Genomic DNA, 11,997 nt, shown 5'->3' with positions numbered 1-11,997 from the left:
ATGAGCCTTAAAGGCTGGAGAATGCGACAGGACGTCGCTTGGCGGGATAAAACCGGGCTCGAACGCTGTGCGCGAGCCCGATTTCGGGTGCATCTTAACGCAGGTCGAGCACGTCTTGCATGTCATAAAGACCAGGCTCGCGCCCATCCAGCCACAAAGCGGCACGGACCGCACCCTTGGCGAAGGTCATGCGGCTGGAGGCCTTGTGGGTGATCTCGACACGCTCGCCATCGGCGGCGAACAGCACGGTGTGATCACCGACGATGTCGCCAGCACGAACAGTGGCAAAACCGATCGTCTCGCGCTCGCGAGCACCCGTCTGGCCTTCACGACCGTAAACCGCGACTTTCTTCAGGTCGCGACCCAGGGCGTCGGCAATCACTTCACCCATGCGCACGGCGGTACCAGACGGCGCATCGACTTTATGCCGATGGTGGGCTTCGGTGATTTCGATATCGACATCGTCACCCAGCACCCGAGCGGCGGTGTCGAGCAGCTTCAGGCACAGGTTTACGCCGACGCTGAAGTTGGCCGCGAAGACGATCGGGATTTCCTTGCCCGCCTCCGCCAGCAACTGCTTCTCTTCAACGCTGAAGCCGGTCGTGCCGATGATCATCGCCTTGTTGTGCTTACGGCAGAAGGCGAGGTTCTTCAGGGTCACCGTCGGGTGGGTGAAGTCGATCAGCACGTCGAACTCATCGACCACACGATCCAGATCACCCGACAGCGGCACGCCGATGCGACCGATGGCAGCCAGCTCGCCAGCGTCCGCGCCGACCAGCGTGCTGTCAGGACGATCCACTGCCGCCGTCAGGCCGGCACCCGGTGCCTGCTGCACGGCTTCGATCAGGGTTTTGCCCATGCGCCCGGCGGCGCCCATCACAGCTATACGTCGCATGCCTGTCTCCTTACAAATCGCCGAAGAAGCGTTTCACGCCTTCGAACCAGCCTGTGGTTTTCGGTGAATGACTGTTGTCGTCCGCCAGGGAGTTGCGGAACTCTTCGAGCATTTCACGCTGACGACGGCTCAGGTTGACCGGCGTCTCGACCGCCACACGGCACATCAAGTCACCCGCACCGCCGCCACGCACCGGCGCAACGCCCTTGCCACGCACGCGGAACTGCTTGCCGGTCTGGGTCCCTTCAGGGATTTTCAGCTTGACCCGACCATCGAGGGTCGGAATCTCCAGCTCGCCACCCAGCGCCGCATCGACGAAGCTGATGGGCACTTCACAGAACAGGTGCTTGCCGTCACGCTGGAAGATCGAGTGCTCGCGCACGTTGATCACCACGTACAGATCGCCGGTCGGCCCGCCCATGGCGCCCGCCTCGCCTTCGCCCGACAGGCGAATGCGGTCACCGGTATCGACACCGGCCGGCACTTTCACCGACAGGGTCTTGTACTCTTCGACACGACCTTCGCCGTGACAGGAGTCGCACGGGTCGGAGATGATCTTGCCCTGGCCATGGCAACGCGGGCAGGTTTGCTGCACCGAGAAGAAGCCTTGCTGCATGCGCACCTGGCCGATACCGCCACAGGTCGGGCAAGTCACTGGCGAGGAGCCTTTCTTGGCCCCCGAGCCGTCGCACGGCTTGCAGTTGACCAATGTCGGAACGCGGATATTCACGGTCGTACCGCGCACCGCCTCTTCCAGGTCCAGCTCCAGGGTATAGCGCAAGTCACTGCCACGCTGGGCACCGCCACGGGAACCACCGCGACCGCCACCGAAGAAGTCGCTGAAGACATCGCCGAAGATGTCGGAGAAGTTCTGACCGCCGAAACCGGCACCGCCGCCACCCATGCTCGGGTCTACACCGGCATGGCCGTACTGGTCGTACGCCGCACGCTTGCTGGAGTCGGACAGCACTTCGTAGGCCTCGTTGGCCTCCTTGAACAACTCTTCCGATGCCTTGTCATCAGGATTACGGTCCGGGTGGTGCTTCATCGCCAGGCGACGGTAAGCCTTTTTCAGGTCCGCCTCGCTTGAGCCTCGTTCAACACCCAATATCTCGTAATAGTCACGCTTTGCCATAAGTCTCTGCACTCTTGAGGACGTTCGACAAAACCCTCCTGAGTCTGCCGAACTCATTGAGCCCCAATACAGGCCCGGACCCAACTCACGTCAATTCAACGATCCTGGTCTTTGATTCTTGCGGTACTTGCGGCGCGAAAAGCAGGAGCATTTCCGGCCATACCACCAACATCCGAACGTTGTCGCATGCTGTAAAAATTCACGTATTCCAGATACGCCAACGCGGGAGCAAGCTCCCGCGCGGCGACATCCTACCAGTCACCGCCGCAAGGCAGTCAACCGGCCGACCAACAACTTACTTGTGGTCTTTGACTTCTTCGAACTCAGCGTCGACCACGTCATCAGCCTTCTCGGCCGACTCACCTTGCGGTGCCGCGCCTTCAGCTGGCTGAGCCTGTTCTGCGTACATCTTCTGCGCCACTGGCGCGGAGACTTTCGACAGTTCTTCAACCTTGGCTTCAATAGCGGCCTTGTCGTCGCCTTTCACAGCGGCTTCCAGGGCAACCACGGCAGCTTCGATCGCAGTCTTCTCTTCAGCGCTTACCTTGTCGCCAGCATCGGCAACCATTTTGCGCGTCGAGTGAACCAGTGCATCACCCTGGTTACGGGCAGCGGCCAGCTCTTCGAACTTGCGGTCTTCCTCGGCGTTGGCCTCGGCATCACGCACCATGCGCTCGATCTCTTCGTCGGACAGGCCGGAGTTGGCCTTGATCACGATCGACTGAGTCTTGCCGGTGGCCTTGTCCTTGGCGCCTACGTGCAGGATGCCGTTGGCGTCGATGTCGAAGGTCACTTCGATTTGTGGCACGCCACGTGGCGCTGGTGGAATCTCGGCCAGGTCGAACTTGCCCAGGGACTTGTTCTGTGCAGCCTGCTTACGCTCACCTTGCAGCACGTGAATGGTCACGGCGCCCTGGTTGTCGTCGGCAGTCGAGAACACTTGCGATTTCTTGGTAGGAATCGTGGTGTTTTTCTCGATCAGCGCGGTCATCACGCCACCCATGGTTTCGATACCCAGGGTCAGCGGGCTGACGTCCAGCAGCAGAACGTCTTTCACGTCACCGGCCAGTACCGCGCCCTGGATGGCAGCACCCATGGCTACAGCTTCGTCCGGGTTCACGTCTTTACGTGCTTCTTTACCGAAGAACTCGGTCACCAGTTTCTGAACCAGTGGCATACGGGTCTGACCGCCGACCAGGATCACGTCGTTGATCGCGCCGATCTCGATACCGGAGTCTTTCAGCGCAATGCGGCAAGGCTCGATGGTGCGTTGAACCAGGTCTTCAACCAGCGATTCCAGCTTGGCGCGGGAGATCTTCACGTTCAGGTGCTTTGGACCGGTGGCGTCTGCAGTGATGTACGGCAGGTTGACGTCGGTCGACTGAGCGGAAGACAGCTCGATCTTGGCTTTTTCAGCGGCTTCTTTCAGGCGCTGCATCGCCAGCGGATCACCCTTGAGGTTCATGCCGCTTTCTTTCTTGAATTCGTCAACGAGGTAGTCGATCAGACGAATGTCGAAGTCTTCACCACCCAGGAAAGTGTCGCCGTTGGTGGCCAATACTTCGAACTGGTGCTCGCCATCGACTTCAGCGATCTCGATCACGGAAACGTCGAACGTACCGCCACCCAGGTCATAAACGATCACGGTGTGATCGCCCTTGGCCTTGTCCATACCGTAAGCCAGAGCGGCTGCGGTTGGTTCGTTGATGATACGTTTCACGTCCAGACCGGCGATGCGGCCGGCGTCCTTGGTCGCTTGACGCTGGCTGTCGTTGAAGTAGGCCGGAACGGTGATCACCGCTTCGGTCACTGGCTCGCCGAGGTAGTCTTCGGCGGTCTTCTTCATTTTCTTGAGGATTTCAGCCGAGATTTGTGGCGGTGCCATTTTCTGGCCGTTCACTTCAACCCAGGCGTCGTTGTTGTCAGCCTTGACGATCTTGTAAGGGACCATCTGGATGTCTTTCTGTACCACTTCTTCTTCAAAGCGACGACCGATCAGACGCTTCACCGCATACAGGGTGTTGTGCGGATTGGTCACAGCCTGACGCTTGGCGGACTGGCCAACCAGGATTTCGCCATCGTTGGCGTACGCGATGATCGACGGCGTGGTACGCGCGCCTTCTGCGTTTTCAATAACTTTGGCCTTGCCGTTTTCCAGCACGGAGACGCAGGAGTTGGTAGTCCCCAGGTCGATACCGATAATTTTGCCCATGTTCACTCTCCCGAAACTTTGGATTTGGTTGCCGCAGCAGTGGTGGCTAACTGCGGTAGCACTTAAACGCTTGACTTCTAAATGGGGGCCTTGCGGCTAATTTCAAGCCTGCTCGTCAATCGAAGGCGAAACTGGCGCAGGGGCCTTGCTGACCACGACCATGGCCGGGCGCAGCAGGCGTCCATTGAGCTGATAGCCCTTCTGGAACACCTTCAGAACACTGTTCGGCTCGAGGTCGGCGCTTTCCTGCATGGCCATTGCCTGATGCAGAACGGCGTTGAACGGTTCGCCGTGCGGATCGATCGCTTCCAGCTGATAACGCTTCAGGGTGTCCTGGAACATTTTCAGGGTCAGCTCGATCCCTTCGCGCATCGGACGGATGCTTTCGTCATCCGGGCTGGACAACTCCAGGCCGCGCTCCAGGCTGTCGATGATCGGCAGCAGGTCGCTGGCGAATTTTTCCAGCGCGAATTTGTGAGCCTTTTCCACATCCTGCTCGGCGCGACGGCGGACGTTCTGCAGATCGGCGGCTACACGCAAAGCCTGATCCTGCGCAGCTGCCAGTTGCTCTTCGAGCACTTGTACACGAGCCGCCAGGTCATCACCCGAAGCCTGGGAAGCCTGGTCGGCGTCTAGATTTTGCGTATCCACTGTCTGTTCGTCAGCCATAGAATTCTCCTTTCAATATCGTCCGCGAGCTCGACTCGCGCTTCTGTCCAGCTATATGGGGCCGCAAAATCCGGCTTCAAGGGGCTGGATGCGATTAACCCTACAAAAAGCTCTCCATTGTCATTCCCCGGCGCGCTAAGGATTTCGTCGGCTCAAGCGAAACGAGCTAACGAGGGGCATTGTCAGCCAGAAACAAAACACTGTATAAATAACCAGACCTAAAGCCTGGGAGCGGCCTTCATGCTGGTGCACCTGTCCGTACATAACTACGCCATCGTTGAACATCTCGATCTTGAACTGGATCGGGGAATGAGCGTGATCACAGGGGAAACCGGCGCCGGCAAGTCGATCATGCTCGACGCCCTGGGCCTGACCCTCGGCGATCGCGCCGACAGCGGCGTGGTCCGCCCCGGCGCAGACAAGGCCGACATCCTGGCCACCTTCGACCTGGTCGACATCCCGGAAGCCAGCGCCTGGCTCGCCGAGCGCGACCTCGAGAACGATGGACCGTGCATCTTGCGCCGGGTCATCACCGCCGAAGGGCGTTCCCGCGGCTACATCAACGGCACGCCCTGCCCGCTGGGCGATCTCAAGGCCCTGGGTGAGCTGCTGATCGATATCCACAGCCAGCACGAGCACCAGTCCCTGCTCAAGACCGACACCCATCGGCGCCTGCTCGACGAGTACGCCGGTGCCACGGACCTCGCCCGCCAGGTGCATCTGGCGGCCCAGCGCTGGCGCCAGACTCACCAGGAGCTTGAGCGACTGTCCAACTCCGGCGATGAGCAACGCGCCCGCCATCAGTTGCTCAGCTACCAGCTTGAAGAACTGGAAAACCTTGGCCTGGGCGACAACGAACTGGAAGAACTGGAACAGGAACACAAGAACCTGACAAACGCGGAAACCTTGCTGGGTATCTGCCGGCAAGTGGTCGAACAATGCAGCGAGAGCGATTCCGGCAATGTCCTCAACGCCCTGACGGCAAGCCTGAACCGCCTGTCGAGCGTGAACAGCTCGATTGGCGCGCTGGGCGAAGCCAGCAGCCTGCTGACCAGCGCGCAGATCCAGGTTGAAGAGGCCGTGGGTGAGCTGAACCGCTTCCTGGATAACTTCGACGCAGACCCGGCGCGCCTTCAATACCTGGAAGAACGCCTGGATGCGATCTACACCATGGCACGCAAGCACCGCATCCAGCCGACCGAGGTCGCCGAGATGCAGCAGCGCTTGCTGGATGAAATCGAAACCCTGAACGCCAATGATGAATCCATCGAGCGACTGAGCGATGAGCTGGCGTCCTATGCCCGTCATTATCAGGAGAAGGCTCGGGAGTTGAGCGACCTGCGCCACCAAGCCTCCAGCAGCCTGGCCAGCGCGGTGGAACAGGAGATCCAGCGCCTGGGCATGCCCGGCGGGCGCTTTGCCATCGAGCTGCGTCCGAACAGCAGCAGTGAATTGCTGCCGAACGGACTCGAGCAGGTAGAACTGTTGGTCAGCGCGAACCCCGGGCAGCCTTTAAAAGCCCTGGCGAAGGTGGCATCGGGCGGCGAACTGTCGCGAATCAGCTTGGCCATCCAGGTCATCACCGCGCAAACCTCCCGCGTACCGACCCTGGTGTTCGACGAAGTGGACGTGGGCATCGGTGGCCCCACCGCGGAAATCGTCGGCCAGTTGCTGCGCCGTCTCGGCGAGCGCGGCCAAGTCCTGACCGTCACGCACTTGCCCCAGGTAGCGGCGCAGGGCCATCAGCATTTATTTGTGCACAAAGTTCGCGGCGCGGATGCCACTCGCACGGCCGTCTCCAAACTGAGCAAGAACGATCGCGTCGAAGAAGTGGCCCGGATGCTGGGCGGCATCGACCTGACCAAGGAATCCCTGGCTCACGCCAAGAAAATGGTCGTCACCGCAAAAATCTAAAGCGAACTGTAGGAGCTGCCGCAGGCTGCGATCTTTTGATCTTGCTTTTATAAGGTCAAAAGATCGCAGCCTGCGGCAGCTCCTACAGGCCTATCCAAACCTGCACAAGCAGCAGAAAGCACGAAGGCGACCCTGGGGTCGCCTTCGTTCGTTTCGCGAACCGTGGGTTCGCGCGACATGCTTACTTTTTCTTGCGCACGTACAGCACAAGATTGTGATCAACCATCTCGAAACCATACTTGTCGACGATGGCTTTCTGCAGGCGCTCGATTTCTTCGTCAAAGAATTCGATCACTTCGCTGGTTTCGACGTTGACCATATGGTCGTGATGCTTGCCGTCGTCCAGTTCGAAGACCGCGTGGCCTCCGTCGAAATTATGCCGCACCACAAGTCCAGCTGCCTCGAACTGGGTCAGTACACGGTAAACCGTGGCCAGACCGACGTCCTCGCCAGCCTCCATCAATGCCTTGTAGACATCCTCGGCACTCATGTGGCGCTGCTCGGCAGAGTCGAGCATTTGCAGAATCTTGACCCGTGGCAGGGTCACTTTGAGGCCGGCTTTGCGTAGTTCGCTATTTTCAACCATGGTCAGCTTTCTCGCGATGCTGCTTCGCAGCTTCTCTTAATGCGGGTATGATCGGCGTTTACGTTGTCCCAGCCAAGATAGTGGAAGTCGCCCACCGATGCAAAACACCAAGCTCTTGCTAACCAGTTTCACCTTTGTGGGACTGCTCGCACTCGCCGGTTGTTCATTCCCCGGGGTTTACAAAATCGACATCCAGCAGGGCAATGTCGTCACGCAGGACATGATAGACCAGTTACGCCCGGGAATGACCCGAAAGCAAGTACGGTTTATCATGGGCAACCCTCTGCTGACTGATACGTTCCATGCCGATCGCTGGGATTACTTGTATAGCCTGCAACCGGGTGGCGGTGAACGCCAACAGGAACGCATTAGCGTTATCTTCAACCCAAATGACCAGCTTGTCAGCCTTTCTGGCGACTTCATGCCCGGCATGAGCCGCGACGAAGCCATTCTGGGCAAGGACAGCGCCCCTGCCGTCACTGCGCCGGCAGAGAACGTCGAACAGCCGAAACCGGAAAAACCGGTCAAGCCAGGTTCGTTGCTCGATCAGATCCAGAAGGAAGTGGACGGTGTCGAAACCGTACCCGTTCCGACTCCAGAACCTCTGGAAACCTCGCCGCAATAATTTGCGACGTAAAAAAAACCCGGCATGTCCGGGTTTTTTAATGCCTGGCATTTACCCGGCTCACTGATTCCGCGCTTTAGCCTCGGCAGCCTTGGCCGCACGCAGTCGACGCACCTCCTTCGGATCCGCCAGCAATGGCCGGTAAATCTCGATGCGATCCCCCGGTTGCACCGTGCGACTGTCGGGATGGACGACCACCTTGCCGAAAATCCCCACCGGGCACTGCGACAGTTCCAGCTCCGGAAAAGCTTGAGCAATACCGGACTTCAGCAATGCGGCGCGAACGGATGTGCCTGCCGGCACCTTCACCGGCAAGAGCACCTGGCGATCAACGGCGGCATAGACCACCTCGACCTCTATCATCGCCTCAACCATGCATTTGCTTGGCGCGCTGGCAGAACGCGTCCACCAGCGTATTGGCCGCCTGATTGAACAACGGCCCCAGGGTCGCGCGAATGATCGGGCCTGCGTAATCGAACGACAGGTCCAGGCTGATCTTGCAGGCTTTCTCGCCCAACGGCTTGAACACCCACACACCATGCAACTGAGTGAACGGCCCCTCTTCGAGATTCATCTCGATCGATTGGCCGGGCACCAGGGTGTTGCGCGTCACGAAATGCTGGCTGAGCCCGCCCTTGGCCACGCCAACGCTGGCTCGCATATGCTCGGCGGAGCTTTCCAGGACTTCGGCCGTTGAACACCAGGGCAGGAATTCCGGATACCGCGCCACGTCGTTGACCAGGTCATACAGCGCTTGCGCGGGGTACGGCAGCAAGGCCGAACGTGAAATGTGTGTCGTCATGTCAGCGTCACTTCCAGAGCTGGGCGGCAAACACTACGAGAATGCCGATGGGCGCCACATAGCGCATCAAGAACAAGGACAGGGCAAACAACATCGGGTTACGCATCGACAGTTCATCACGCACTGCGTCACGCCCCATTACCCAGCCTGCAAATACCACGAAACACAATCCACCCAGCGGCAGCATGATTCGCGAGGTGAAGAAATCGATCACGCCGAAGAAATCCAGTCCGCCCGCCGCACCCCATTGATAGAGGTGAAACAGCCCGCCTTCGTTCACGAAAAACTTGGCCTCCTTCCAGATATTGAAGGAAAACACGGTGCCCAGACCGACAAACCAGCAGGTAAACGCCAGCCAGAAGGTGACCCAGGCGCGACTGATCTTCGAGCGCTCGACCAAATAAGCCACCATGGGCTCGAGCAAGGATATGGCCGAACTCCAGGCTGCAATCGCGACCAGCACGAAGAACACTACGCCCATCAACTGGCCAAACGCTACGTTACCAAAGGCAAATGGCAGGCTGACAAACATCAGGCCAGGGCCTTCGCTCGGGTTCAGGCCGCCAGCAAACACAATCGGAAACAATGCCAGGCCGGCCACCAGGGACACGAAGGTATCCAGCAGCGCCACACCCACGACCGTCCCGGAAATCGACGAATGCTTGGGCATGTAGGCGCCGTAGATCATGATCGAACCGACCCCGACACTCAGGGAAAAGAACGCGTGCCCCATGGCCGGCAGCAAGCCGTCGAGGACTTTTTCCGGGTGGAAGTCGAACATGAAATGTACGCCCTCCATGAAATGCCCGGTGGTCATGCTGTAGCCCAGCAACACGAGGATCATCACGAACAGCAGCGGCATCATGATCCGCAGGCTGCGCTCAAGCCCCGCCACCACGCCCTTGGCGATGACTATCGCCGATAGCAGCATGAAAATCGTGTGCCAAAGTGTCAGGCGCCATGGATCGGCGATCACGTTGCCAAAGTACGCCCCCACCTGATCGGCCGTCGCGCCCTGGAAGTCGCCACGCCCCATGTCGATGATGTAGTCCAGCGACCAGCCGCCGACCACACTATAGAAAGACAGGATCAGCAACGCCGTGATCATTCCGGCAAACGCGCCCCAGGACCACTTGCCCGAATGCCCCGCTTCCAGCGCCAGCACCTTCAAGGCGTTGGCCGGGCTCTGCCGGGCGCGCCGGCCGATCAGGGTTTCGGCGAGCATGACCGGCACACCGATCAATGCGATACAGGCCAGGAACATCAGCACGAAGGCCCCGCCGCCATAGACCCCGACCATGTAGGGGAATTTCCAGATACTACCCAGGCCCACGGCCGAACCGGTCGCGGCGAGTATGAAGACCCAGCGGCTAGCCCAACTGCCGTGGACAGAAACCTTGTCTGTCGACATCGTTATTACGACCAAGCGTTCAAAAAAGAGGCCGCATTGTCCGGGATTCAATCAACCTGCTCAAGCACGCAGCAATCCCGTAGCCGACTCGCGCGCAACTCCCTATAATGCCGCCCCTATGGCTAAACAGAAGAAACACCCAACAGGGACCATCGCGCAAAATAAAAAGGCGCGACACGATTACTTCATCGAACATCGGTTCGAGGCTGGTCTGGTCCTGGCCGGCTGGGAAGTAAAAAGTCTGCGGGCAAGCAAGTTGCAACTGGTTGACAGTTACGTACTGCTCAAGGATGGCGAAGCCTGGCTGCTCGGCAGTCATATCACGCCTCTGACGACCGCCAGCACCCACGTCATCGCCGATCCGGTGCGCACGCGAAAATTGCTGCTCAACCGGCGGGAGCTGGAAAAGCTTGCCGCCGCCGTGCAGCAAAAAGGCTACGCCTGCGTGTGCCTGTCCTGGTACTGGAGCAAGCACATGGTCAAGTGCGAGATCGCTCTGGGCAAGGGCAAGAAGGAATACGACAAGCGCGATACCGAGCGCGAACGCGACGCCGGGCGCGAATTGCAGCGTGCGGTGCGCAACAAGGGCAAGGAAGATTAGTCTTTGCCCTAAGACCGCTTTCGCGAGCAAGCCCGCTCCCACAATGGATTTGTGAACGACACAAAACAAATGTGGGAGCGGGCTTGCTCGCGAATGCAATCGCAAAAACGACACAAAACCGTCTGACTACATCCCCTTGCGCCGCTCCGCCCGAGCCACGCGCTGTACTTCCTGACGCACCTCCTCCAGCACCTCCTGCACATACAGGATGTGTCGACTGGAGACTTCCCGCGCCTGTTCCGCCCTGCCTTCGATAATCGCCTGATACAACTCCCGGTGCTGGGTAATCAGCATGTCGCGGGTTTCGGTGCGCTGCTTGTACATGCCGCCGATGTTCGTCACTACGTTACGCTTGAGCAGATCGAACAGGCCACGAATGGTGTGCAGCAACACCGCGTTATGACTGGCTTCGGCAATCGCCAGATGAAAACTGGCATCGGCCGCGCCCTCTTCCGCCCGACTAACTTCATCGTGGCGCGAATAGCAGTCCTGCAATTGATTGAACGCCGCGGTCAGTCGCTCGCGATCAACGTCGGTGGCGCGCAACGCCGCGTAATAGGCGCAGGACGCTTCCAGCGTGTGGCGAAACTCCAGCAGGTCGCGCTGGGCTTCGGGGTTGCTTTCCAGCAGATGCAACAGCGGATCACTGAAGGTCGTGCCCAGGGATTCGACCACGTAATTGCCGCCGCCCTGACGACTGACCAACAGGCCCTTGGCGGTCAGCTTCTGAATGGCTTCGCGTAACGATGGACGAGAAACGCCAAATTGCTCGGCCAACGCGCGTTCGGCCGGCAAGCGCTCACCCGCCTTCAGCGTGCCCTCGAGGATCATCCCCTCGAGCTGCTCGACAATATCGTCAGACAAACGGCGCTGCCGAATCTGATCAAACGCCATAACTCATTTTCTCCAACAACCCGACGGTGCGCCGGGGCTCTATTCTGGCCTATCCATACGGCGCAGGCACCTGCCACGCGAGCATTTCCCGAACAGGCCAGATCCTGCGCAAAACCCTGCCTACGACAAAAGTTTTAGGGCGGCAAATTGACACACCGCCTACAAGGCTTTTACCCTAGCCAACAGCGATTGTAAATTGGTATTACCAATTAACCAAGAACGCTGATCAGTGCCTGACCAACAACAATTA

The 11,997-nt window shown here is 59.1% G+C and carries 12 protein-coding genes; 3 read left to right on the top strand and 9 right to left on the bottom strand.

Annotation, left to right across the window (positions count from 1 at the left end):
- Positions 1-94: 94 nt before the first annotated feature.
- The 4 genes from dapB to grpE form a co-directional block, all read right to left on the bottom strand.
- Positions 95-898, bottom strand: a complete 804-nt coding sequence (gene dapB / locus SOP95_RS00290) for a 4-hydroxy-tetrahydrodipicolinate reductase (protein WP_274074074.1) — start codon at positions 896-898, stop codon at positions 95-97.
- Positions 899-908: 10 nt separating this feature from the next.
- A complete protein-coding gene (dnaJ, locus tag SOP95_RS00285; protein WP_323605483.1) occupies positions 909-2,033 on the bottom strand; it encodes a molecular chaperone DnaJ in 1,125 nt (374 codons plus the stop codon).
- Positions 2,034-2,328: 295 nt separating this feature from the next.
- The gene (dnaK, locus tag SOP95_RS00280; protein ID WP_274074076.1) at positions 2,329-4,245 is read right to left on the bottom strand and encodes a molecular chaperone DnaK; all 1,917 of its coding nucleotides are present in this window, start codon (positions 4,243-4,245) and stop codon (positions 2,329-2,331) included.
- 102 nt (positions 4,246-4,347) lie between these two features.
- A complete protein-coding gene (gene grpE, locus SOP95_RS00275) occupies positions 4,348-4,914 on the bottom strand; it encodes a nucleotide exchange factor GrpE (RefSeq protein ID WP_274074077.1) in 567 nt (188 codons plus the stop codon).
- A 240-nt stretch (positions 4,915-5,154) separates the two neighbouring features.
- Here grpE and recN point away from each other — a divergent pair, with 240 nt between their 5' ends.
- Positions 5,155-6,828, top strand: coding sequence for a DNA repair protein RecN (recN, locus tag SOP95_RS00270; protein ID WP_323605481.1), 1,674 nt, complete (start codon positions 5,155-5,157; stop codon positions 6,826-6,828).
- Between the two features lie 181 nt (positions 6,829-7,009).
- Here recN and fur read toward each other — a convergent pair whose 3' ends face one another.
- A complete protein-coding gene (gene fur, locus SOP95_RS00265) occupies positions 7,010-7,414 on the bottom strand; it encodes a ferric iron uptake transcriptional regulator (RefSeq protein WP_003197684.1) in 405 nt (134 codons plus the stop codon).
- A gap of 97 nt (positions 7,415-7,511) precedes the next feature.
- Here fur and SOP95_RS00260 point away from each other — a divergent pair, with 97 nt between their 5' ends.
- A complete protein-coding gene (locus SOP95_RS00260) occupies positions 7,512-8,039 on the top strand; it encodes an outer membrane protein assembly factor BamE (protein WP_274074079.1) in 528 nt (175 codons plus the stop codon).
- A gap of 60 nt (positions 8,040-8,099) precedes the next feature.
- Here SOP95_RS00260 and SOP95_RS00255 read toward each other — a convergent pair whose 3' ends face one another.
- Genes SOP95_RS00255 through SOP95_RS00245 form a run of 3 tightly spaced genes read right to left on the bottom strand, consistent with a single transcriptional unit; the run spans position 8,100 to position 10,252 of the window.
- Positions 8,100-8,414 (bottom strand): RnfH family protein, encoded by a 315-nt coding sequence (locus tag SOP95_RS00255; RefSeq protein ID WP_323605478.1) that lies wholly within the window; start codon positions 8,412-8,414, stop codon positions 8,100-8,102.
- The gene (locus SOP95_RS00250; protein WP_274074081.1) at positions 8,407-8,841 is read right to left on the bottom strand and encodes a type II toxin-antitoxin system RatA family toxin; all 435 of its coding nucleotides are present in this window, start codon (positions 8,839-8,841) and stop codon (positions 8,407-8,409) included. The genes SOP95_RS00255 and SOP95_RS00250 overlap by 8 nt, the downstream gene beginning before the upstream one ends.
- A 7-nt stretch (positions 8,842-8,848) precedes the next feature.
- Complete coding sequence (locus SOP95_RS00245) at positions 8,849-10,252, bottom strand: sodium-dependent transporter (protein WP_274074082.1); 1,404 nt, start codon at positions 10,250-10,252, stop codon at positions 8,849-8,851.
- Between the two features lie 118 nt (positions 10,253-10,370).
- Here SOP95_RS00245 and smpB point away from each other — a divergent pair, with 118 nt between their 5' ends.
- On the top strand, positions 10,371-10,853 hold the full coding sequence (gene smpB, locus SOP95_RS00240) for an SsrA-binding protein SmpB (protein ID WP_008057382.1): 483 nt from the start codon (positions 10,371-10,373) through the stop codon (positions 10,851-10,853).
- A gap of 126 nt (positions 10,854-10,979) precedes the next feature.
- Here smpB and SOP95_RS00235 read toward each other — a convergent pair whose 3' ends face one another.
- The gene (locus tag SOP95_RS00235; RefSeq protein WP_323605476.1) at positions 10,980-11,747 is read right to left on the bottom strand and encodes an FCD domain-containing protein; all 768 of its coding nucleotides are present in this window, start codon (positions 11,745-11,747) and stop codon (positions 10,980-10,982) included.
- Positions 11,748-11,997: the final 250 nt, after the last annotated feature.

It is taken from the genome of Pseudomonas sp. YuFO8 (assembly GCF_035065025.1).
In the GTDB taxonomy this organism is placed as follows: Bacteria; Pseudomonadota; Gammaproteobacteria; order Pseudomonadales; family Pseudomonadaceae; genus Aquipseudomonas; species Aquipseudomonas putida_AE.
This window is presented reverse-complemented; position numbering and strand designations above follow the sequence as displayed.

Coding starts and splice junctions, on each gene's coding strand:
- dapB (WP_274074074.1), bottom strand. CDS start 898: ATGCGACGTATAGCTGTGATGGGCGCCGCCGGGCGCATGGGCAAAACC.
- dnaJ (WP_323605483.1), bottom strand. CDS start 2,033: ATGGCAAAGCGTGACTATTACGAGATATTGGGTGTTGAACGAGGCTCA.
- dnaK (WP_274074076.1), bottom strand. CDS start 4,245: ATGGGCAAAATTATCGGTATCGACCTGGGGACTACCAACTCCTGCGTC.
- grpE (WP_274074077.1), bottom strand. CDS start 4,914: ATGGCTGACGAACAGACAGTGGATACGCAAAATCTAGACGCCGACCAG.
- recN (WP_323605481.1), top strand. CDS start 5,155: ATGCTGGTGCACCTGTCCGTACATAACTACGCCATCGTTGAACATCTC.
- fur (WP_003197684.1), bottom strand. CDS start 7,414: ATGGTTGAAAATAGCGAACTACGCAAAGCCGGCCTCAAAGTGACCCTG.
- SOP95_RS00260 (WP_274074079.1), top strand. CDS start 7,512: ATGCAAAACACCAAGCTCTTGCTAACCAGTTTCACCTTTGTGGGACTG.
- SOP95_RS00255 (WP_323605478.1), bottom strand. CDS start 8,414: ATGGTTGAGGCGATGATAGAGGTCGAGGTGGTCTATGCCGCCGTTGAT.
- SOP95_RS00250 (WP_274074081.1), bottom strand. CDS start 8,841: ATGACGACACACATTTCACGTTCGGCCTTGCTGCCGTACCCCGCGCAA.
- SOP95_RS00245 (WP_274074082.1), bottom strand. CDS start 10,252: ATGTCGACAGACAAGGTTTCTGTCCACGGCAGTTGGGCTAGCCGCTGG.
- smpB (WP_008057382.1), top strand. CDS start 10,371: ATGGCTAAACAGAAGAAACACCCAACAGGGACCATCGCGCAAAATAAA.
- SOP95_RS00235 (WP_323605476.1), bottom strand. CDS start 11,747: ATGGCGTTTGATCAGATTCGGCAGCGCCGTTTGTCTGACGATATTGTC.